23 protein-coding genes are annotated in these 23,895 nt (G+C 38.7%); 21 read left to right on the top strand and 2 right to left on the bottom strand.

All coding sequences use genetic code 11. From position 1 onward, the window contains the following. The first annotated feature begins 996 nt into the window (after positions 1 to 996). From FTU46_RS10305 to FTU46_RS10210, 21 genes are all read left to right on the top strand, one after another. Positions 997 to 2,217, top strand: coding sequence for a hypothetical protein (locus tag FTU46_RS10305; RefSeq protein ID WP_228199015.1), 1,221 nt, complete (start codon positions 997 to 999; stop codon positions 2,215 to 2,217). Then, entirely contained in the window at positions 2,218 to 2,505 is a 288-nt protein-coding gene (locus FTU46_RS10300; RefSeq protein ID WP_024160792.1) for a hypothetical protein, read from the top strand. A 133-nt stretch (positions 2,506 to 2,638) separates the two neighbouring features. Next, complete coding sequence (locus FTU46_RS10295; protein WP_228134816.1) at positions 2,639 to 3,199, top strand: DotI/IcmL family type IV secretion protein; 561 nt, start codon at positions 2,639 to 2,641, stop codon at positions 3,197 to 3,199. A 13-nt stretch (positions 3,200 to 3,212) separates the two neighbouring features. After that, positions 3,213 to 4,160: a DotH/IcmK family type IV secretion protein gene (locus FTU46_RS10290; RefSeq protein ID WP_180087401.1), complete on the top strand. Its 948-nt coding sequence runs from the start codon at positions 3,213 to 3,215 to the stop codon at positions 4,158 to 4,160. A 21-nt stretch (positions 4,161 to 4,181) separates the two neighbouring features. After that, positions 4,182 to 5,693, top strand: a complete 1,512-nt coding sequence (locus FTU46_RS10285) for a DotG/IcmE/VirB10 family protein (protein ID WP_024160793.1) — start codon at positions 4,182 to 4,184, stop codon at positions 5,691 to 5,693. Between the two features lie 5 nt (positions 5,694 to 5,698). Continuing rightward, positions 5,699 to 6,580, top strand: coding sequence for a hypothetical protein (locus FTU46_RS10280; RefSeq protein WP_024160794.1), 882 nt, complete (start codon positions 5,699 to 5,701; stop codon positions 6,578 to 6,580). 10 nt (positions 6,581 to 6,590) lie between these two features. Next, positions 6,591 to 7,166, top strand: coding sequence for a hypothetical protein (locus tag FTU46_RS10275; RefSeq protein ID WP_024160795.1), 576 nt, complete (start codon positions 6,591 to 6,593; stop codon positions 7,164 to 7,166). Positions 7,167 to 7,333: 167 nt separating this feature from the next. Continuing rightward, the gene (locus FTU46_RS10270; RefSeq protein WP_024160796.1) at positions 7,334 to 7,747 is read left to right on the top strand and encodes a hypothetical protein; all 414 of its coding nucleotides are present in this window, start codon (positions 7,334 to 7,336) and stop codon (positions 7,745 to 7,747) included. Positions 7,748 to 7,857: 110 nt separating this feature from the next. After that, positions 7,858 to 8,745 carry an HNH endonuclease gene (locus tag FTU46_RS10265; protein ID WP_024160797.1) on the top strand — a complete coding sequence of 296 codons (888 nt, stop codon included), beginning with the start codon at positions 7,858 to 7,860 and terminating at the stop codon, positions 8,743 to 8,745. A 10-nt stretch (positions 8,746 to 8,755) separates the two neighbouring features. Next, a complete protein-coding gene (locus FTU46_RS10260; RefSeq protein WP_024160951.1) occupies positions 8,756 to 9,958 on the top strand; it encodes a hypothetical protein in 1,203 nt (400 codons plus the stop codon). Positions 9,959 to 10,015: 57 nt separating this feature from the next. Then, the gene (locus tag FTU46_RS10255) at positions 10,016 to 13,198 is read left to right on the top strand and encodes a hypothetical protein (RefSeq protein WP_120364225.1); all 3,183 of its coding nucleotides are present in this window, start codon (positions 10,016 to 10,018) and stop codon (positions 13,196 to 13,198) included. Positions 13,199 to 13,320: 122 nt separating this feature from the next. Then, positions 13,321 to 16,113 carry a type IV secretion protein DotL gene (locus tag FTU46_RS10250; protein WP_042892356.1) on the top strand — a complete coding sequence of 931 codons (2,793 nt, stop codon included), beginning with the start codon at positions 13,321 to 13,323 and terminating at the stop codon, positions 16,111 to 16,113. A 674-nt stretch (positions 16,114 to 16,787) separates the two neighbouring features. Next, positions 16,788 to 16,922, top strand: coding sequence for a hypothetical protein (locus tag FTU46_RS16730; RefSeq protein ID WP_257221201.1), 135 nt, complete (start codon positions 16,788 to 16,790; stop codon positions 16,920 to 16,922). An 86-nt stretch (positions 16,923 to 17,008) separates the two neighbouring features. After that, positions 17,009 to 18,097, top strand: coding sequence for a DUF6685 family protein (locus FTU46_RS10245; RefSeq protein WP_065995116.1), 1,089 nt, complete (start codon positions 17,009 to 17,011; stop codon positions 18,095 to 18,097). A 12-nt stretch (positions 18,098 to 18,109) separates the two neighbouring features. Further along, positions 18,110 to 18,616: a hypothetical protein gene (locus tag FTU46_RS10240; protein ID WP_033917403.1), complete on the top strand. Its 507-nt coding sequence runs from the start codon at positions 18,110 to 18,112 to the stop codon at positions 18,614 to 18,616. A 157-nt stretch (positions 18,617 to 18,773) separates the two neighbouring features. Continuing rightward, a complete protein-coding gene (locus tag FTU46_RS10235; RefSeq protein ID WP_033917402.1) occupies positions 18,774 to 19,304 on the top strand; it encodes a hypothetical protein in 531 nt (176 codons plus the stop codon). After that, a complete protein-coding gene (locus FTU46_RS10230; RefSeq protein WP_005005929.1) occupies positions 19,301 to 19,672 on the top strand; it encodes a hypothetical protein in 372 nt (123 codons plus the stop codon). Before FTU46_RS10235 ends, FTU46_RS10230 begins: the two co-directional genes overlap by 4 nt. A 9-nt stretch (positions 19,673 to 19,681) precedes the next feature. After that, the gene (locus FTU46_RS10225) at positions 19,682 to 20,101 is read left to right on the top strand and encodes a hypothetical protein (RefSeq protein ID WP_000145713.1); all 420 of its coding nucleotides are present in this window, start codon (positions 19,682 to 19,684) and stop codon (positions 20,099 to 20,101) included. A 5-nt stretch (positions 20,102 to 20,106) separates the two neighbouring features. Beyond that, positions 20,107 to 20,559, top strand: coding sequence for a hypothetical protein (locus tag FTU46_RS10220; protein ID WP_033917408.1), 453 nt, complete (start codon positions 20,107 to 20,109; stop codon positions 20,557 to 20,559). 99 nt (positions 20,560 to 20,658) lie between these two features. Next, the gene (locus FTU46_RS10215) at positions 20,659 to 21,171 is read left to right on the top strand and encodes a hypothetical protein (RefSeq protein WP_043041524.1); all 513 of its coding nucleotides are present in this window, start codon (positions 20,659 to 20,661) and stop codon (positions 21,169 to 21,171) included. Between the two features lie 241 nt (positions 21,172 to 21,412). Next, positions 21,413 to 22,297: a hypothetical protein gene (locus FTU46_RS10210; RefSeq protein WP_228716462.1), complete on the top strand. Its 885-nt coding sequence runs from the start codon at positions 21,413 to 21,415 to the stop codon at positions 22,295 to 22,297. Between the two features lie 55 nt (positions 22,298 to 22,352). Here the strand turns inward: FTU46_RS10210 and FTU46_RS10205 are convergent, their stop codons facing one another. After that, positions 22,353 to 22,730: a hypothetical protein gene (locus FTU46_RS10205; protein ID WP_057694184.1), complete on the bottom strand. Its 378-nt coding sequence runs from the start codon at positions 22,728 to 22,730 to the stop codon at positions 22,353 to 22,355. A 13-nt stretch (positions 22,731 to 22,743) separates the two neighbouring features. Then, complete coding sequence (locus FTU46_RS10200; RefSeq protein WP_227520106.1) at positions 22,744 to 23,106, bottom strand: hypothetical protein; 363 nt, start codon at positions 23,104 to 23,106, stop codon at positions 22,744 to 22,746. Positions 23,107 to 23,895 lie beyond the last annotated feature (789 nt).

Raw genomic sequence — 23,895 nt, 5'->3', positions numbered from 1 at the left:
AAGGTATAAAGCCGACTTTTAGGCACTCGCTTAAACCTAATTTATAAGCTTTAACGTATATCTAAGGGCGTTCTTCAGGCAGTCGTACCTGGCCTAAACAAGACAAATCTGTAAAAAATACTCTTTTTAAGTGCATTGTCTGTCCAAAACAATGCTTTTTTTTAGTAGTACCTATCTGAAATGGAAATACAACGTACTTTTTTCAATCAATTATAGAGAGTAAATGAGCTCTTATAGTTTGCTAGACGTCTTTTATATTCCTTTATAGTCTTATTCTTTCTTTTTATTATCTTTTCTATTCTTTTTTGTTCTTTTTTTAGAATATAATTTATACAGAAAATAACAAAGTACATTTATTCTTTTTTTAATTAAAATATTATTAATACTGTAATTTATATTTTACAGTATAGAAGTATATTAATAAAGATGTTAATATGCTTTTTTTAATTAATATTAAAAATATTATTGGTGATAATGCAATTTATTTATAAGCCAGCTTCTTTAATATTAAATAAATTGATAAAAACTGTTTGAAGAAAAAATGCATCTTGGTATATACCATTCCTAATTTAAAAGTTTAAAGACATTAAAGCTGCTACTTATAAAAACCTATCTTATGGTTTAGTGCTGTGCATCTTAAATATAAAGATTTGACACCTTAAACACCAATTAAACTGCAATAATGATAGGCTTAGAGTCGTATTTTTCCCTAAAAATTTAAGGCATCGCAACTGGCAAAAGACTATTGAAACTATGCATATCAAGCACTTCACTGTAAAAAAGGACCACTGTGTTTTTATGATTTCTCAACTTCATTTTTTTGATTTTTCCACTGTACTAACAAGAGAGGAGTCAAAAAAGACATTCGCATTTATTGGGCTTAAAAGTGAAAAACATTTTGCTTAAAGTGAAAAACGTTTTAACGAGTACTTTTAGAAAGGTGTTTAACGTTGTAGTATGTGCTCATGTTTTGCATGTGGATAAAGGGTGGTAGTGGTGAGCAGTTTTGAGAATCCTAATAGCTATCCAAAGACATTAAAAGAATACACAAGTCGTATAGAAGATTTTCCGTATTCTACTAAGACCAAATATGATATTGAGCTTAAGCAAAAAATTGATAAACATTTAGATAGTTCAGAGCTAGATTTAAAAATGTTATATGAAAACATATATTCTGAATTTAAAACTAAATCTGAAAATGGTTATTACGCGGAATCTACATTTAGAACATATCGTGCATATTTAGTGTATGGAATCGGTCTAAAGCTTAATGAGCTAAATAATGGCTCTATTAATGATGAAGATATAGATGCTGGTTTTGATGAATATTTTTTAGAAGAATTATATTTAAGAATCATTAACACAAAATATACAGCTAATAAGGACAAACCTAAGCGTACTTCTGAGCTGAAAACAAAGTACTTTGAACGCACGTTTTACAACTACTTGGTAAGAGAATTCGAGCATAAGAACGAGAGTAACACCAGGGTTAGTGAGTTTGATCGGATGATGGTTGCTTTTGTTGATGCCAATCTTGTTGTTGGATTGCGTCCTGTTGAGTGGTTTTCCGTTTCATTCTGTTGTGCAGTAAAAGGACCAAAACTGATCATGATTGTGGAAAATGGCAAGGCTACACATGGTCGGGCTAATGGACTTAAAAGGTATTTAATACTTGATGACCTTAAACATGAAGATCAAGAAAAGATATACCTTTATTGGAACTTGCTAAATAGGTATGTGAGAAAGGTATCTAGTTTAAATAAAACTAGTGGCTATACCTTTGGATGGGATGAAAAACAGACTTTTATTAAAATACTGCAAGAGCGTTTACGTTTAAGTTATATCAATTACTTTAAGCTTAGAGGCAAGGTTTTAACTAATGAAGATCAACGACCTACTTTATACAGTACAAGGCATCAATGTATTGCAAATGCTAAGGTAAAGGGTATTGATAAGTTTGTGATAGCTGGTGCTTTTGGACATGCTGGTAAAGATACTGCTTCTAACTTTTATGGGCGAAAGTGGAGAGGCCATAGTGGTTTTAGTATAAAGCCTACTTTAGATTCTATTGAAAACGTTAATGGTAGCCATGAATTTGTTAAAACACTTTTAGCTAATAACCTAGATACCTTTTATTATTTTGATCTTAATATAGCAAATGAGTTTAATACCGACTATTATAAGGACGAATTAAAGTCGGGTTTAGTGATTGACTAAATGGATAACTCTAAAACTAATTTGACTACTTCAACATGGGGTTCTCCTTACGCTGAAGTATCAATAATAGGTAAAAGAAAATACGCAAGGCTTTTAAGAGTGTTGGTTAGTACGTTTGCCTCATTGTGCATTTTAACCGTTTTAACAACGCTTAGTTTTGTAGCTTTTAAACTCACCACAACAGATTTTGAATCTTTGGTTTTTGATGACGGCACACCAGTTAAGTGTGTGCTTAGCTCTAAATCAGATCGTCCAATTCCATCTGTTATATATCAGCCAGCGAAATAGGAGTGCTGTTGTGTCTAAAGACAAATCTAATGAAAACGCTGAAATAGGTTCTTGTGATCCTAGTCTTTGGCTCAGAAAACAGGTGGATGAAAAAGATAAGGAGATTGCAAAGTTAAGACGATGGCTTGTTTTCGTGTTTTTCGCTTTTATCGTGAGTGCTGTTCTTGCGATGATTATTTTTGCTGCCTTTAATGCATACCCAAAAGTCAAAGCTGTTCAAACAGTAGATAACTCGGTTATCTGTCCAATCGAAGCATCAAAAAACCCTCGCGTTACTGACGTTGTTATTTCTGAATTCGGTAAGAGTGCAATTCTTTCTGTCTACAACTTTGATTTCTTGAACTGGCGTGACGTTATTAACAATGCTGGTTCAATGTATTTCACTGAGGGCGGTAAAGATTCATTGATGAAGCAAATCGCTCAATCACAAACAGTTGGCACAATCGTACAAAACAACCTAACGATGCGAACTACTGCTACTGATGTTCCACAAATCGAAAACCGTGATTTACATGCTGCAGAACCTAGTTGGACTGTTCGTGTTCCTATCACTACTCAATTCTTCTTAGGTGACAAACAACCTAAAGAGACTCACCGCTTCATTGCGACAGTTACTATTGTTGAGCATCCACGTTCTTATCTGAACTACAACGGTATTGCTGTTAAGACAATTACGTTAACTCCAGCGCGTTAATTGGATGATACTTATGAAATTGAAAAAATTATCTTTGGCTCTTTTTGCTTCTACTGCATTAACTACAATAGTTAATGCTGCTGATATGCCTCCGAATACTTTTGCGGATGCTCAATCTCCTTTGGTTGCACCTGAGGTAGTTGATACAGCATCGGAAATTGACAGACAGGTTCACAATCTTGTTGGTTTGCAGTTCACACCTGAGCAAACAAAAATAGTTAAAGGACTTTTGTTGCAACAAAAACGAAGCCTTTCTAGTCCTTATGTAAATACGCCACAAGCGAAAACCCGTAGTTTGGGTATTTCATTAAACCCTGGTGAGGAACCGCCAGTAATTCGTTTAAGCGCTGGCATGCTATCTACTATTGTCTTTAGCGATTCTTCAGGAAATCCATGGAACATTGAAAAGATTTCTTTGGACCGTGGACGTTTCTCAGATGGCTTAGGTGAGCAAAACGAAAAAGAGCCAGACGAAATCCCTGAAACTAACATCCTTTCAATCGAACCATTAGATCCAGCTGCTTTCGGAAACGTAACGGTCACATTAAAGGGATTGGGTGCTCCAGTAATTTTGATGTTAGCTACTGGCCAACGTGATTTAGATGTTCGTGTAGACGCACGTATACCTGGTCGAAGCCCAACAGCCAAAGCTATGTATTCAACAGGCAATCAAACATCGATTATTCCAGATGGTGTGAGTTTGCAATTTATGGATGGCTTAGCGCCTGAGGGTGCTGTTGAAATGCGAACCGATAGTCCTAATGTCCGTGCTTGGAAGTTTGGTGGCTATATATATGTGCGTAGTAACTTTGGTGTTATTCAACCAGCCTTTTTGAGTTCTTTCCGCGCTAACAACGGTATGAAGATCTTCCGTTATGAAGATTCTGAAGATCTGAAGTACATCACATTTTCAACGACTGGCGGTACACCTAAAACTGTTTACCTCGAAGACGCATTTTAAGTCATTAAGTGAGAATTAAAAATGGATTCAACGAACCAACAAAATAACCCGAATGACATTGAAGAGAATTCTAGTCGTAGCACTGAAGTAGGTACTACCGATGAAACTATTATTTCTGCAAACCAAGTTCATTCAGAAGAAGACCAACCTAAAAAACTGAAAAATACAAGTATTAAAACTGCTAACAAAAAACGTGTTTTTGCAGATACGCGCTTTCGCGTTGTTGCAATTATTGGTTTGGTAGTAGTTGGTGGATTAGGCTTTTTTATGTTTAACCCAATGGGGAAAAGTGACCAACTAGCTTTAGATAATCAGGTTGCTATTGCTACACCAGAAATCCAAGGACAGGGTACAAATGTTATCCCTCCTGAATATGTAGAATATGAACGTCAAAAACAAGCTGAAGAAGCTGCTCGAGCTGGCAAAAATGGTGAAAGCTATTTGCCCGAATTTAAAACAGTTGCAACACAAGATCCAAACGGCGATCTGAACGATCAGAATTTTATTACAGGTCCAAATGGGCAACCTGTAAACGGTTCTGCAACAGGTGGTACACCAAATATTACGCTTGAACTTGACCAGATGGCCAGAGCTAATATGGCAAATCAAGGTGGTGCATTACCTCAACCAACTAGCGGTGGTCTACCACAACAACCACAAACACAAAACGGTGCTAATCAAAACGCACCGATTTATCAAACTAACTACGCGCAACAATATGAACATGCTTCATCTGCTGCTAATGATGTTGCTAGTGTATATAGCCAACAAGCAGCTGCTTATGCAGAACGTAATGCTGCAACGCGTGAATTAAGTCAAACTGCTTTTGTTGATCAACTTGCTGCGTTTTCTAATACAAAGAACAAGGTCAACGGATATTCAACATATAAATATTCACACAACACTAAAGCATCGGAAGGGCAACAAAACCTTGGAAGCTTGAACGTTGCGAATACGACTAGCGAATCTACTAAAGGACTAGCAATCATTAAAGCTGGTACAACAATGAAAGCGCGTTTAGATACAGGTGTGAATACTGATAAAGGTAAAAACCTATTTGCTACTGTTATTGGCGGTAAATTTAACGGCGCAAAACTTATTGGTACTGTTGGTCTGAATACTGCGGATATTGAATTTAACTTTACCCGTATGTTGTTTAAGGGCGAAGAGTATGCAATCCAAGTACGAGCTTTAACTCTTGGAACAAAACAATCGGGCATGGCTGATAAAGTCCAAAAACACACTTTGCAAAAGCTTGGCGGTATGGTTACTGCTGGAATCTTTGAGGGTTACGGACAAGCCTATCAAAACATTGGTACAACCCAAATCACAAATACTGGCAATGTTGTAAGCACGAAGGAAGAGCCAAACGATAAAGAAATTGCCGGGAACATCATTGGTAACGTTGGTACGGAAATGGCGAACATGGCACGTACATCAACAGTTCGACCAACTACGTATATCGTTAACAGCGGAAAAGTATTTGAAGTCTTTTTTGATGCTGACGTAACAACACCGAAAAATAAGGGGTAAGCGAAATGTCTGATAATCAAATGACTGCTGAACAGGCAAAGAAAAATCTAAAAGATGCTGAAGGCAAACCCCAAAAAGGCGAAGGTAGTGCGAAGGGTGGTATTCCTCCAAAACTTCTTATTGTTATTGGTGTTATTGCCTTAATTATGATTGGTACTTTCTTTTGGATACAAATGAGTAAACCAAAAGACGTCAGCACGGCAGTTGCTCCAGAACAAACACCAGAATCCATTGATACTGTTGGTCAAGGCATTCAACAAACACAAGCAACATACAACCAAAATCAACAACCTTTAAAGGACAATAGTATTGCTGATGATACGGCGTTCATTGTTGATGAAAATATTGTGTTTAAAGATCCTACCACTGGTCAATACATGATTATGTACAAATCCATGTCGTATCCGATTGATTCTGATCTAGGAATAGAGGCAGTTAACTTCTATCAAAGTCAGGGTACGAATGCACTTATTTTATTACAACGTTTGAAAGAAAAAGAGCAAGCGCATGGGCAAGTACAAAACGGCGAACAAACTGCAGTTGCTCAATCAGAAACCATAATCAAAAATGAACAACTGAAAGCTGAAAATGACGATCTTAAAAACCTTGTTGAATTGCAAGAACAGGCAATTAAGGAATTAAAGACTAGTTTAATCAAAATAGCTAAAGACCAGACTAAGCAAAAGGCTTTAAGTACATCGGGATCTAAAACCTTATCAATTCCAAAAGGTGCAAAACGCTTGGATGCTTTTGCGGTTGTAGGCGATCGCGCTTGGATGACAGATTCTCAAAACCATACATATACAGTCTATGTAGGTCAGAAGATGCCAGACAATCGCACGGTCTATGCTGTTGACGAAAACGAACAAGCCATTTGGGTGAAATAAGGAAAATAGCGTGGATGCATTAGATATAGTTAAAGCGATATTAAACATATACGGTCCACTACTAAGCTTTATACGCATTTGCTTTGTTGTAACGGGGTTGGTGATTACTGGCACGGCGCTTTTTGACTTAGTGCAAGCATCATCACCTCAACAAAAGTTCTTTGGTCATGGAATGAAAGAGCCTACCACTGGTGGGGCATTGTTGAAGATTCTTATCGGTGGTGCTTTTGCATCACTTGGATATGACGGATATATCATTGGTGCACTAGGTTCTTCATTGTTTGGTGGTAATGGCATAGAACTTGTAACGGTACAAAGTTACTTGCCTAATGCTGGTGCTAATGATTTAGGTGCATATATCGTTACGGCGGTTGTAGGTTTTACGCAACTGGTAGGGATTATAGCGGTAGCTCGTGGCTTATATGGTTTTGTAGAGAAAATTGATGCTCAAGGCAATGCGACATACCGCAAAGCATGGGTTTTAATTATAACAGGTGTATTATGCGTATACGTTCAGGACGTACACGATGTCTTTGTTAATACCTTTGGAACACAAATAGGAGGAACCTTTTTTACAATATTTTAAACAATCTTCTTAAAATAGGGTGAGAGTTTCTTAAAAACCTTGTATAAGATATTGAAGATATTTAACGAGAAGTTTAAAATTAAGCAACTTAAAGCAATAGGGTTTTAAGAATGTTTAATTACAGTGCGGAGATTAGCTCCCGTATATTAAATAAAAGGAAAATGACAATGGTATCATTAGTAAAACACTCAGTTCGCACTGTAAAAGCGACTGCATTCCGCGCAAAAGTAATGTTTTTAGCTTTTGTTTCTGCATTAATGGGTCAAGTTGCATATGCAAACACTGGCACATGGAACCCAGGTGGTACAGCTTACGGAAAACACGCTGCTGGTTCTGATGCGAATGAAATCTTAGGCCGTGGTGAAACATTAGGTCAAAACGTTTATAAATTCTTAATCGTAGTGTTCATGGTGCTTGGTTTAGGCTTAGTTGGTACTGGTTTGTATATGATGTATACATCAGAAGAAGATCAACAAAAGAAAAAGAAAACTGCTTGGATCTGTATTGGTGTGGGTGGTGCGTTATCAATCGTAGGCTTCATCATGTTCTCTGCTGCGAACACTATTACTGGTAAAGCGTAATACAATAATAAATAAGTTTAAAAGCGTGGCTTAGGCTGCGCTTTTTTTATTTTAAAAATAGTATATACATGTTTTAATTAGACCTTACTTAATAGTATTAAGGGGTTTAAGTGAAACATATAAACCGTAAGTTTGGTATTTTAAGACCTATTAACGGCGTAAACGACAAGCAAGAGATACGTCAAGATAAAACTATCCATGATGGTTTTAAAACCAATGAGACAATAAAGCAAATAATGTCTTCACAACCAGCTAAATGCTATTTTTGTGATTTCTATGACGAATACTTTTTAGAGCCACATCACTTAGACGGCGATCATAGCAACCATACGGCTGAGAACATTGTAGCGGTCTGTACGCTATGCCATGCACAAAACCACATCTTTGCACTATCACTGGAAAAGAAAGCTGAAATATGCGTATTGAGTACGAACATACCTCAAGAGATCTTTAATCAATATCAACGTGCATTACTGGTGTTATCGCATAAGTCTGACAACCAAGATCCTGAGCTTGCTAAGTTCGCACGGCGACATCGCCAAAGCTTGCTTGTAGAGCCGTTAAAGCGCCATCAACGCCCTAATCCTACAAAGATGTCTGAAGCAGAATACGCACGTAATATGTTTGAGGATATACAGGCGTTTAATGCGATTAAGACACGAACCCAAACAATTGATACCCAACTGTACTTCACGGACATTAAGTTCAACACAATGGCTGAATATGAAGAAGCCAAGCAAGAAGATATGTTGGTAGCGAACGTTGATTACGTAGACCAGCTCCGCAAGTACAAAGAGTGGTATTTGAATGCCATCAAAGAGAACAAAAACTTTTCTTTGTATCAACTCGCAAAAGCTTTGGAAAAGGTATCAGACGAAGCATACGAGAGCTTTAATCTGCCAAACCACTACATAGTATTTTCCCCGAATATCTTTACTGACGAGCAGTATGAGTACTACCAAACACTAGATGTATTTAAGGGTTTGGGTGATAAGTGAGTTCACATAAATGACAGAATGCTTAACAGATACCGAATACATAGATATGAGCTTAGAAGACGTTATATCGGGCATAGTGTTACAGCCATTTAAGCCTGACATAGTGAATGATATAGCGGTATTGGATAGCGTATTTGAGACGGACATATTGAATGATGATGAATACTCATTTATTGGTCCATACATCTACAAATATTGGGAACTTGGGATAGATGCACTACCAAAGGAAACGCACGATCAGCTATCGATATTTCGCTTATGCGTTATAGGTACTGAGGCTTTCAACTTCCTGAACGATTTGTATATACCAACGACTCGCGACACTGGTCATACATCTAACACGCTAATGCTACTCCATGTTGTACATATAGCGATAGGGAATCAGACAACAACTGGTGAAGACTCAACGGGGCATTTTCAAGATCCACTGATTAAAGCGCTACTGTTGATGAATATCCCCGTTAACAGCGATTGTTTGCTGTTGGATGACACTTTGGTACACCTAAACAAAATAACGGCGCTGAGTGGCTTAGACGTTGAAATACAGGTTAAGCAAAGTGTGAGTGTGAAGCATAAGAAATTACTAAGCACCAACTTTGGATTTGACAATCCATTATCAATTATAAGCGTTTTGGAACAAAAGAAACTGTCTGAAGAACTGACACGCTACTTTCCGATGATACATCTACCAACGTCCGTAGAAGATGCGACAAACCAGATAGATACGGGCAACTTAAAAATGAGTTCGCTGCAATCTTTTTGTATATACCAAAACTTAAAGCTATCGGTGTCTAAAGTTTTCCACGAACAGGGCTTATACCAGAACAAAGAGATCTACATAGAGCTTGATAAGGTTCACTTCCAACTTAAAAATACAGGTTCCTTAAACTTCAAGGTGGGTACTTTAGGTGAAAGCCAAGAGGTTTTAGAAACGGCGTTTTGGCAACTGCTTAATAAGGGTTTAGTGTTTGACCTAAATAGTTTTAAGAAGTATGTCGAATTAAAAGAGGACGAAACCGTTAAAACTGATGTATTTACTAATTCAAAAAATGATAATATCCCTTTTAACAGTACCTACTATGAGCTTTTATTAAGGTTGGTTTTAGATACAAGCTTAAAACCCTCTGTAAAAAGTCTTGAGGTCGCAATTCAAAATAAGGATTTCGACAGTGCGATTAACGTTTTAAGAGAATTACCGTTTTTTAGTGCTTAATGCTTAAAGGCATGTCTAATCAAAGATAGACGTAGAAAGGTGAATAAAGGTGTTTAAATGAGTAAGAAGAAAGCTGAGAAGTCTGGTTATAAAAAGACTGGTTACTCCAAGATTGAAATTATATTGATGTTATTCCTACAAAGCATGAAAGCTGACGTAGAGGATTATTGCGATTTAGAAACAGTATCGGACGAACATACGTTTGTCACAAAAACTGGTACAATGATTACGATCATCGAATACAAGGGGATTAAGAGTTTAATTAGTGGTGATGCATTCAGCCGTCAAATTGGTTTGATGACGAGCAACATGCGTAACTACTTCAAAGACCGTGGACATACGATTCATCTAGCGTTCAAAGTAGACCATGAGACGCCATACGCGATTCATGACTTGAATGCCATGCAAAAGGCGACCACGGCGCGTTGTGCGATGAATCTAGACATCATCATTGATGAAATGACAGAAACCATTTCAGGCGGTGTATTTAACGAAAGCTGTTATATCGCTTTAATCTCTGAGCCAACCTTACTATCGCCAATCGATAAGGCTCAAGACTCAAAAAACCGTAAAAAGCTACTGTCGCAAATTACAATGCCAAGTACGGTCAATGCTCAAGACATGCTTAAATCATCGGACAGCTTATACGTACACCATGAGTCTTTTGTCTCACAATTCTTAAACTCACTCTCAACTGAAGAATTTCCAGCAATCTATGAAGTATTGAATGTTGTTGAAGCTGGTCTAGCGATTAAAAAACAAATTGCCTCACATTCAACTTCAGATGACTTCACCTTGTCTGTGCCGATGCTGAATACACGCTTACCGATGCGTTGGAAAGAAATACCATCAGAACATGATGCGTCACACGTTTTGTATCAACCGATCTCAGAACAACTCATGACGAATGCGATCTTACCTGGTACAAGTCAAGGTTCATTCTATCCAGTGGGAAGTGTTATCACTGACGGCGTTGTATATGCTCCATTGATGGTAGATATATATCCAGCGAAGACGAATACGTTTGAAACGCTATTCCGCTTATTACACCAGGCCAAAACGCACGACACTAGCGGTAACATCCGTTCTATCCCATATGCGGTGAGTTACTGTATTACTGGTGATGGTATGGCTGGAACCATGATGAAACGCACGTTATCAAGCGTTATTCACTTTATGACGGCACAAAACAAAGCCATTCGTAATGCTGGTAACATTTTGATGGCCACTAAAAATGACCTAGATCAAGTAGACACTGTTGCTGGTCTGCAAATGACCATGATGACATGGGCACCAAATACCGAAGATGGTGTAAACATTCTTGTAGGACGGCGCCAAAAGCTTTGGAAGAGTTTTGAAGCGTGGGGCGGTGCAAAAGTCATGGAACAGGCTGGCGATCCTATTTTGACTTGGGCATCACATATACCGGGCTTGATGGTACGTAATCACGCACCTATTTCACCGGCACCGCTGTTTGATGTGTTCTACATGTTACCGCTGACACGTATTAACTCACCATTCCATAAAGGGCATCAGCTCAACAAAACCTTAGACGGTAAACTGATTATTCTTGATTCGTTCTCAAATGAAGTGACTGTATGGACGACTATTAACATTGGTAAACCGGGTACGGGTAAATCGGTCACAATGAACAAAGGCATGCTTGAGGACATCATGATGCCTGGTAACGAGCGTATCCCGTTGACCTATATTGTCGATGTGGGTGAGTCAAGCCGTGGGTTAGTAGAAACAGTGCAAGATTCATTGCCTGAAGAGCTACGTCACTATGCCATCTATAAGCGTATTAAAAACTCAAAAGAAGAAGCGATTAATCCGCTTGAATTCAGTATGGGCTTACGCTACCCGTTAAACTACGAAATGCGTCAAATGACAGCGTTTTTAAGTTCATTGGTAACACCGCCTGAATTGAAAGGGCAACCAGCCAAAAATACTTCTGACGTTATTGGTGCGGTCCTACGCCGTACATTCTATTTTGCTGATGATACGAATGCTGATCATAAAGCACGTAAGTACATGCGCTTTGCAGATCCAGAACTAGATCGCATCATGGAAAAACACGGACTGATTGAGCCACATTCTGAACAAGGTAAGGATATTTCTTATTACGCTCTACGTGACCTTTTCCATTCTTTGAATGAGATCCGTGGACGCACGTTGGCACACCGTTACGCAATGCCGACTATTGGCGATATGATTGAAACCCTTTCTGATTCATCAATTTTAGATGTTTGGAGTGATGTTCATATTGATAATGAACGAGCACTGGACTTTTTGGCGCATCAGATTATGGCTGCACAAAATACCTATCCAGCATTCTTCTATCACACTAACTTTGACATCGGTAACGCTCGTGTAGCTTCTATCGACTTAAACGAAGTTGCGACATCATCAGATCCTAAAACTACATCTCTATTCTTCCAGATTGTACGGATGTTCATTAAGCGTAAGTTCGCCGTGAGCCGTGACGATATTCCAAAATTCCCACAAGCTTATCGTGAATATGCAACCCAACTGATTAATGAGCTTCTTGAAGACCGCAAAATTATGTCTTATGACGAATTGCACGTTGCGAAAGGCGATCCAATCCTATTAGAAGAATTGGCTGAAGACGCACGTACATTGCGTAAATGGGGTGCTCGTCTTAACTTGGCATCACACAAAGTAGAAGACTTTAAAGACTTGGTTGGCTTTGCTACGGCGTATGTGATTGTCGATCCTGGTACACGCGAATCTCGTGAAGCTATTCGTGACAGTATCGGTCTAACTCAACTAGAAATGGATGCTCTTGGTTCAGGTAACGTAGGTTTCTCAGATCAAGGCTTAACGTACTTCAGTAAAATTAAACTCGAAAAAATGGAATGTTCGGGCTTATATACCGTTTCACTTGGTCCAATCCTTTTATGGTCACTCAGTACACATCCCGATGAACGTGCGCTCCGTAACTACACGTATGACCTTATCGGTGAACGTGGTAAGGCGTTGAAGGTCCTTGCACAATTTTACCCAAAAGGTGCGAAGAACCAGATTAAGACACGGCGTACCATGATTGAGAAAAATGCCAAAAATAAAGGCACGGACTTTGACGAAAACAAAGCAACTGCTTCAGTGATTTCTACCATGGCACAAGAGATGGTTGTTGAATATCAACGCTATGAACTTGAGCAAAACATGAAGAAAAAATTACTGAACCAACGTAAGTCTGAAGCTGTTTCTTCTTAACTCCAATCAGCTATATAGATTTGCGTTAATTGGTATATACATTGAAGTGCTTGGAAATGGGTAAGGTCGTTAAACAACGACTTTGCCTATTATCCTGAAGATAAAAGAGTAGGTCGCAAAGCATGGCTTCTACACAAAAATACGGCACACAAACAAAGTTCAGGCCAAGTTCGCTTAAGCGTGATACACGATCAGGCTTAGAGAAAATCCATTTAAAACTTACAGCGCCAGACGGCGCTAATTATTTGGTTGGCGTTCTTGGTGCTATTGCAGTTATTTTGTTTGTTGTTCCGTTTGGCGGTGAGATATTTATAGGGATCGCGTATTACCTATTAAAACGCTACACACATCCGAATGATTACTTTTTTGAGTGGCCATTCCGTGCGCCGTTGCATTCAAACTCACTGGATGCGTCAACTGACATTACATCACGCGTAAAAGATGACGTACTGGACAATCCAAAAGCCTTTTTGGAATACGCACGTACCAATCGCGATAAGCTACAAGGTGAGGGTGTGACTTACCTTGGTCGTTGCCGTGAAACTGGTCTACCTGTTTATGCATCTAACTCCGATGACCGTACACATCAAATTGTGTTAGGTACTACGGGTTCGGGTAAAACAGAATACATGCTAGGTAACTGTGCCAACCAGTACGTACAAAACTCAGGTTATATCTTTGTAGACGCAAAAGGTGATACCAAGGCTCAACAAGACCACTATCGTTTATGTAACCGCTTTGGGCGTAATGAGGATCTATTAACGATCAACTTCATTACCTCAGGTCGTAACATGCTACGTGCACAAACCGACAAGATGACCAACTCAATGAACCAAATGAGCAACACCAGCTCAGGGATGTTGATTGAATTCTTGATCAACTTGCTTGATGACTCAGGCGGTGGCGGTGGTGACATGTGGAAAGGTCGTGCGATGGCCTTTATCGCCGCACTTACACGAGTTTTGGTCTATCTACGTGACAATGGCTTCATTCAGCTTTCACCAAAAGTATTCACGCAATACATGGAACTTGAAGCACTTGAAGAATTGGTATTTTGTCATAACGATAAATACGGGATTGACTTTGAACGTGTGGCTGAACAACTTCAAGGCTACCTCGTTTCATTACCTGGTTATTCAAGCAACCCTAAAAAGTTAAAGAAACAAGAAACCAAAACCCGTGAGCAACACGGTTATATCACCATGCAGTTAACCAAAGCGATTAACGACTTGACGTTTAACTACGGTCACATCTTTGGTGTAGAGCATGGCGGTGATATTGATATTTTTGACGTTGTACTTAACCGCCGTATCTTAACTGTGCCATTACCAGCTCTTGAGCGTTCACCAGACTCACTCAAAATGCTCGGAAAATTAATCATTGGCTCAATTAAACAAATGATGGCTGGTTCCCTTGGTAACAAAATGGAAGGTTTACGCCGTGCCATTATTGACGCACGACCAACCAACGCCACTACTTCATTTAAGCTATTTTTGGACGAATGGGGCTACATCGTTATTGTCGGTGCTTCGGTTTTACCAGCTCAGGCACGTTCGCTTAACTTCTCTATTACGTTCGGTGCTCAAACATTTGAAGATATTGAACGTGGATCTAAAGAGGAAGCAGCTGCTACATGGGGTAACACGACCGTTAAAGCCATTGGACGTACTACTTCGGGTGCTGAAAGTACAACATACAAATTGGTTGATGGTTTTGCTGGTGAAGAGTGGCAAGGTAAAGTTAACTCAATCAATATGTATCAAGGTCTAGTATTCAACCGTTCGGTACCACAAACAGAAGTCCAGTTCGCCAAAGAAAAACGTGTGACAATTGAACAAATTGCCGGACAGCACAACGGCGAATTTACCTTGCTCATATCAACTAAAGGGGAAGGTGGTAAAACTTCAGACGTTAAAATCGTATCAATGTTGGCGTTCTATGTGGCTGGTGATCAACCCAAGTACTTACGCTTAAATGACCTTTGCCCAATCTTCAATATCCAAAAATCTGAAATCTACGATCCTACTTTAAAAATTGAAGACTTCATTCATGAGATTGAGGAAAAACACACGCTACTGACAGACAACAATTCATCTGCCAATGTCACGGCGCTTGGTGATTTTGAGATCTGCAGAAAGCTCAATAACACCTTGTACGAAAACAACAACACGGTAAAAGACTTTACTCAAGATTTTGTACATCAGATTCTTGAAGCAAGACGTCTTGAATCCATCACACCTGAAGGGATGGCACCTGGTCAAAGAACAGTAATGTCTTCGTCCACGGCGAAAGGTGAAATCTCCAAAGAACAAAAACACCGTGAAAGTATTGTTTCAGCACAAAAAGAAGCAAACATTAAAGACCAGATTATTGAGAAGCGAAAACAGTTCCAGTACTTCGGTAAAGATTCTGACATTTCACCTCAAGTACAAGCTGGTGCTTACAACAATGCGGATCTTGATGCTGAATTTAATATCTATGGTGAACGTATAAGCGAACCTGAACAGGCTCAACAGGAAAGTGATGTTGAAACTGTGACTCGCGCCGTTATCACACCAATGAACCTAGACAGCTACTATGATGAATTGAAAGAGATCCTAACAGGATATGACTTAACCGTTGCGCCAATTACTGAATATCAGCTTGTTCAGATACCACGCCATGTAAAACCTGAAGATCAGACACAATACATTGCGGAAAACAAAGCCAGTCTTGATCAAGCCATCTCACATAGCACTAAAAATGAAATGGAATTCGTAGAACAACAGTATGCAGCTAAGTTTGAAAAAGCTTTGATGAAAAACCCGTTCTCGCACGAATGCGTTACTTTTGAAAAATTGTTGGTGATACTTGGTTCAAAAGGTTCTTCAGCTTCATTACGATCAGGCATTACAATCAAAAAAAAGGATGACTAAACGCATCCATGTAGAAGACATAAGGCTGGTTATCCAGCCTTTAGTTTTTTTGGGTGAGCTGTTTGTACTTAATACGCCTTAATTCATCACTCGGCATGTATTGGGCTATTTCATATTCGCTCTTATACGGCGTTTCATTGAATATGGCCAATAACAACAACTGCGACAGCGGAATGGCTTCAGGCACCATCATTTCGATTAAGCGAAACTTTTCAGACGCATTCACATCAAATGCAACCAATAGCGCCGTATATGGAATGTGGCGATCTGCAAGTGATAAATCGGGGTAAATAGGTTGGTCCTAGTGCTAACGTTTGAAAGTCATACATATTCAAGCAAGAGATAGCTTTAGGTACATTGGATAGGTTCACGGCGTAAGATTCAATGTTTGAACACATATTGGCATCCAGTTTGGTTTTAACCCTAGTTTAGATGCATTTTAATATAATAACTTAGTTTTAACGTGCGTATTCTTAAACATAACTAAACCACTTTTTAAAACCTTGTTTTGTTTTAGGCTTAATCGGTATATACCATTTCATAAAAAGTTTAATGAACTGTGTTTTACCCTTTACAATCCTTAATACATCAATTAAATTGCCCTTAAATCACATCCAATATACAGGATATAGGCAATGACTAAAGAACAGCTAGACGACTTACAAACACTTGGAATGACTGACTATAAAACACGTTTACACGTTAAAGGTGTGCGAATTGTTGAAGTGCAACAGTACTCAAAGTCTGTCGATAACAACGCCGTACAACCACTTGCAACTAATACCACTCAACCGCAATTCTTAAATTAATTTTCCAAAAAAATACTTATAAGCACTTTCTGTATTAATATATCTTTATTAGTTTTAATAAAGCATTAATCAATGGAGTGCTTAAAATGTTAGACACTTTACTTTCGGTATTTTCAGCAAAACATAAGCTTTATAAGAATCTCAAGTTAAAACCCTTTATTGATACCCGTTTAGTCAATTCTGACAGCATCGCCATGACCGATGTTTTCCCTTTTCATCAAATCAAAGATTCTCTTTGTATGACTGGTATATCTCCTACTAATTTTGTACCAGGCAAAAACATTGTTTTGAATCCACATGCCAAAGATAACGATTCCATCAGCTACCTTGGTCAAGATACGCAAAATCATAAGCCGTTCTACATCTCTACCTTTGCTGAAGAATTGGCTGAAGTATTTAATCCGATTTTTGCAGAAATCATTCATCTTGAAACACCATGCTTACTTGACCTATCTGAAATTGGGGGCTTCTCAAATTCCAAGTCGGATTTAAGCCAGTACCGTAGCATTGATGATTTTGTAAAAAACGCATGCCCTGATTACATTAGTGATGTGAGTATGGAAAATTTAGATCGAATGTTGTTATGGCCAGAAATCCGTTTATTGAACTCTCCAGATACAACCACTGATCAATTTTTTATCTATGGCTGGAGTCCTAAGATTTTTGTTCAAAATGCTGGTGGATCACATCACATGGCTGCTGCACATTACTTGGCTAAGAAACTGAGCCAATGTGTGCCGATTCAAGGCAAAGTAAGTTTGAATCTAATCTCAAGTAAAGCACTTCAAAACTTTGATTCAAAATACGCTGCGTTCGCCGTGCCAGATGATGCATTGATTGATATGGGGAATGATTTATCAGAATCAGGGCTTGAATATCAGCTGGTGTTTTTCCGTGAACGTGAAGTTAATTTTATCTTCTTCAAAAAGAATGATCAGAATGCCCGTGTTATTTCGCTATTCAACAATCTGCATGCTTCATTGAATGGTGCATTAAAGTCGGCGGTTCAAGCGCAATTCAAAAATGAAGCACTACTCACAGTCATGAGTGCTAACCTCTCTGATACATCAGAAGATCAATTCTTTAGCACACGACCTCACTTGGCTGAGATCTACAATCACGTTCAAAACGAAATTTGTTTGAGTGGTCCTAAACCGACTAGCCCGACAATCTAAGGGGTAGGGAATATGGATCACCAATCATCAACTACACCACATGCACTCATTCTCGGTCTGACACTTGAACAGGCCATTTCTGTTTTAGCAAAGAAACCCGTTGATGCTACCCACTACAACTATCTTGAAGATGACGAGTACAACACCTACGTCATGATGAAACCTGAGTGGACTAGCCTCAACAAACATGCCTACCTACATGTAGATGGCTTAACCCATGAGCGTAAATGGATGTTTATGCCGAATGCTTTAGGTGAGTACAACTTGATAGAGGGCTGTATTGACCTGTTTGAACTTAACCAGGCCATCGAACAGCAATATCTTGTGTTTGAACAATTCCTGAATAGCCACGGCACACCGTTCCGCAAAGTTGGTGAGAAGTTTTCTTTTGTCACACAACTGCTCTTTGATGCATGGGTGATAGATCCAGAACGTGCGATTCAAAAACTTCATGAGATGAAGGAAACAAAAATCTCATTACAAGTGCCTTTGCTTCATGGGGATAGTCAGCATGATTGATACGCATTGCTCTAGATCAACCGCATCACCACTCGCCATTTGTACGTGGACCTAATCAATCCGCACGGTTCCACTTTTTACGGATGCATCGCATATGCCAAGCGTACCATCCGTTTAGCCACTTCAACTGAAATTGAATTACGGACGGTGAATAACAATGAACATGAATGAAAACATTGCTTCAGAAATTGAAGCTCGTAGCGCTTTTGAAAATAAATACGGCGTGGTCGGTAGTCTGTTGGCCAGTGGCAATTATTCTTCTTGGGTGCATCAGGCGAAATGGGAAGCTTTTCGTGATGGTTGGATGCAAAGTGAAGTAGAAACTAAAAAGTCTATCTATCAAATGCAAACACCAGCCATCAGCGATGACCAATTGGAAGTAGAAAAATTACTGCAGCTGCTTGATGACTTTTGGAATAAGAAATGGGGCGATTGGAAATCATCTGCAGATATGGTGGCGCAAGGTGAGGCAAATGCCTATGAACATGCGAGAGGATTGCTTGAAACGGCGATAAAACAAGATGAAGCCACATGCCAGTGGTTACGCAATCAATTGGCAACGATTCAAACTGAATTGGATGCTTTTATCACATTCGTTAATGAACACCTTGCTTACCATGAAAGTGATGGTCCAGATTTAATGTCGAAGATCCAGAAGCTCAAACATTTGATAAAGGTTAAACCATGATTACGGTTCAAATAGAGATGTGTGGCTTTGGGATTAAACGGCGTTGGGAGTTTGGAGATCCGCGCCGTGCGCCAATTACAGTTTTAGAAATGGGCTTCATTAAGGTTTGTAAAATGCGTGGTGATAGCAAACTGGTTGAGTTCATGAGGGGTTATGCAGACGACAAAGAATTCAACTGGCATCCCAAAGTTCGCATTGCACGTAGAAAAGCAGAACGTAAAGCCTATTCGTACTATGACAACCACTACAAACAGCAGATTAGAGAACTTTTCGATCGCCAAAATGTAGACCGCCAAAAACAATATGAATTGGAACGCCAAAACAAAGCGTTATTGGCTGTTATTGAACTTAAAAAAGAACAATCGTAGGTATATACCATGACGGGAATTGAATATTTTCAGAAGTATGGCTGGAGTCACGCCGTCCAGTCCGTTAGTCGAATTCCAAGTGAATACAACGAATATTCACCAGACCTCAAAACTGTTGTTGTAAACGGCAACTTTCGTTATGCGATGGCTGCGGAAATCAGCAAAAAGAAAACTGAAGTCTATGTTACTGAGCTCAAACAAATCATTGAGAGTGAAAAGCTACTAGAAGACTTCTTTAACTTGAATCTGGTTGGTATAGAAAAAGGCTTAAGTAATGCTAAGCGTGAAATGCAAGACATGGAAGAACAGGGGATTGTTGAATTCAACCATCGTTTTGATGACGACCTGACTTGCACCACGGAACGCATGAAACTTGCCATCGCTCAAATAGACCATCTTTATCAAAACAACATTACAAAAAGTGAGTAATGCCCATGTTAGAAATGTTCCAAAATCAAACCATGCGATATATCTCTATTGCCATTGGCGTGATTAGTATCTTTATATTCCTATACCTACTTAAACTCGGTGAGGGGCTTGTCATTAGCCTTATAGTTGCTGTGTTCATATGTGGTTTGAGTTTATTCAAACTGAAAAACTACTATGAAAAAAATAACCCATACATCAATGCAGAACACCTTGCTTGGCTGTATGGTGAATTGCAAGAATATGACCAGGATCTATTCACAACTGTCAGCAATCTGACCAAGAGTACTGGACGTTTAGAATTGAGCCAGCTTAAATCAATCCGTAACCGCTATGCTTCTTCCATGAACGAAACTCAACTACAAGCATTGGCCAGTGAACATACTGAAGAAAGCAAATATCGCTTAGACCAGTACAACTACTCAATTTATGTGATGGATGAAGTCATTAATCAATATTAATGGCTGTATGCAATCTCTATTAACATCGCCGTGTTATATATCTGCTATACGCGGTATCAAATGTATAAAGAGATATAAAACTATTGAAAGGTTTATAAAATGAACACAACTCTACCTATTCTTATTCATAGCGTTATTGGTGGTATTGGTGAACATCCAGATGCTAAAAAACGAAGCTTAGGATACGGCGCTATCATGCTGTATATACCGATTGAACATATGGTCGGTTCAGGTGTACTTAAGCTGATGATTGATGTGAATACACTGTCGATCTATGCGTCTGAAAATCCTAATTACCTAAAACAACCACATACCATCAATGAAGCTTCTCACTTGTGGAATGCATTGCGCTTTGACAGTGCTTCTAAAGCCAGCCGGAAGGTCATTCATGATAATGGGTATGTTGAGTGTTTGTTTTCCATTCCTATGAAGGTTCTTGAGCCATTTATGGATGCTGAATTGATTCAAAACGAATTAGGACTTCCATACATGGCCATCGATCAAACTGACAAGTCGAAATGCATGCCGATTTGGTATGATGATGTCAGTAAATCTACCAATCAATTTATTGATGGCAACTACAACGATTATCCTGGTGTGCAGGCATCTTAAATTTTTAAGAAAAGTTTTTAGCTTTGATGGTTTATTAATATATTTATATCGACCACATTGGCGATGATGAAGAGAACAGACTCAATATGGCCCGTTTAATGGGCCACATTTATTTTTATAGATTAGGGATGCCAACGGCGTGAAAACAAAAATCATTTTAAACATCATTTTGTGGACCTTAACCGTCCTAACTTGTTTTGCGTGGATTGCCTTTACGTTTATTCAACCAGTTGGCTACACCATGACTTTTCTTGTTATTTTAATCTTGATGACAGTAGTGCTCAGCTGGTGCTTGGCAACACCTTATATTAAGACCAAAGACCGAACCAAGCGACTAGACGAAAACTTTATGCTACTTATGCTCTCTGTTGCTGTTGTTCCATTCCTAATGTTTCTACTGTCATATGGTTTTATATGGTGTTTCAAAACGCTAGAAAAGAAACAGTTCAACCATGACCATATTGCTGCGATGGTACCGGGTAGTAACTTCAATCAACTACAAAAGTTTGCCAAGGAAAACTACAACGCGCCACTTGTGTTAGGTGACTTTAACGAAAGTTGGGCTTTAACTTCCTTAGATATACCGCAAGCTTCTCCAGCTTCATTAAGATCTAGTACAGGATATTGCCTGGTGAATATGTCTAAAACCAGCATGAACACCATGTATAAAGAAGCAAAAACCGATGTAAGCTACAACGATTGGGAAATGCTGATATTAGCGCACGAGTTATCTCACTGTTTAGATCGTGCGACCGATGTGCCTGGTGAACTTGGCCAGCCACTTAAAGCATTAAATTCAATTGCGCCGTCTGATCGGTCCAAAGTAAAGATGGATGATGTATCTACCTTTGTAACCGCTGAAAGTAGCGGTAAAACGCAACTATGGCGAGAATCTTATGCGGATCTGTTTGCGGTAGGTTTTATGTCACTTGATCCAAAATACGATACTGCAGCGTTAAGAGAAAGCCTGATTAAATTACGTGAAAAACGTAAGGCACAAGATCCAACCCATAATTCGGTGTGTTGGTTGCAGTATTCTAAGAGTCAGCCTTTCCCACAAAAAGGTTCGGATGTTTTTTCTTGGGCAAATAACATCAGAATTAAAGCGCCGTGCGAGTTGAAATAACTTGTCTTCAGACAAATTAAAAGCCCGAATTTCGGGCTACTTTTATACCAGCTAATTAACAATAAAAGCCAGGGCTTATAGTTGGTGCAGACATATCATCATAGACGCAATCTATACTGACTGCAGGTTTATCAATGTGGCTAAATAAGCTTGGATTGACCAATTGATTTGTTAGCTTAGATTTTTCTATACTAAAGCCAACCAGTTCAACTTCACAATCACACACGTAATGGAATTTTGCCTTACCGTGCAACACAAATACATTAGGTGACTTCTCATACATCTTGAAGTACTCGGCTTGAGTTTGTGACAATGGAACCTCCAGCACCACAAAGCCATTTGGTACGACAAAAACTGCAGATCCATCATTTACTGAGTAAACGATGGCTTGAACATCAGAAGCACGTTCAAAACCCACACTTTTTTTTATCATTTAGATTACCTTTTTATATTGTAGCGAATGAACGTTGTAAAACAGATTGTAGATCTGCTTCATTTGTAATATTCGCCTCGAGCGCAGCGTTTCGTACATCAGCTAGGTTTAACCAATGGCGGTGCTCAGCTTTAGTTTTTTCAATTTTGTGTGGTGTTCTTGGGTATTCCCAACTCCAGTAATGCTTTTTATAAATCTCCTTATCTTTCACAAGATACGCCTGTATAGATTGACTATCCTCATTAGTTGCATAGCCAACGCCAAAGTAAATATCTAAACCTTGCTTTAGTGCAGTTTGATAATCGGCTTCAAATTGAATAACAAGGGATTCAATCCTAGCTTCATGAGAAAAGATACTAGATAGTTTTAATATCACACGGCTCCAAGTTTAAGGCAATATGCCTCGAGATAAAACCATTATAACGGTCAAAATCCACTAAATTAGTTTATTTAAAAAAAATTTCATTAAAGTTAAACCATTGAAGATTAAAACATACGGCGAAAAACTTAGGTTTTTTATTCAATATTAATCAGACTTACTCAAATTTAGTCTAGATGAACTGGTATTTTTAAAATTAAGGCTGCTTCGCGTTCCCATTTGTGAACAGATTCTCATTTTTGAGAATGAATTATATTTCATTTTTTGACTGACACTGGAACAATTAGCCATAGACGAGTAGGGGGTGGGTAAAGCCATATACCACATTTAAGAAATAACGCCGTAGTGGTGTTAATTCATTGTTAATTGAATATGGTTTGAATTAAGGCTTGATGGAAATGCATTAGTAGAATTATGGGTGCTGAATTATCAAAATTAAGTTTTGGATTATTTTAATCAACTAAAAAAACATCGTTTGCGTTTATAAAGCCAGCAGTTGATCAATTAGCTGATCAACGCAAGGGTATTAACCTTTTTTATGGTTTAAATACTTTTGAGTACGTTCTAATAATTTCGGGATGGTTTTTTCTGCTTCTTCTTGGGTGAGATGCAAACCATAAAATTTATTAGTTGTTCCGTAGCTTTCATTAAGTACTGAATGGGAGTGACGGGCACTGGCTGGCAATGTCTAGCAACGGCAGGCATTTCGGCTGAGGGTAAAAGAACTTTCCGCTAAGCGATAGACTGTATGTAAACACAGTATTGCAAGGACGCGGAACATGCCTC

The sequence above is a fragment of the Acinetobacter sp. YH12108 genome, from assembly GCF_013419055.1.
Taxonomy (GTDB): Bacteria; Pseudomonadota; Gammaproteobacteria; order Pseudomonadales; family Moraxellaceae; genus Acinetobacter.
This window is presented reverse-complemented; position numbering and strand designations above follow the sequence as displayed.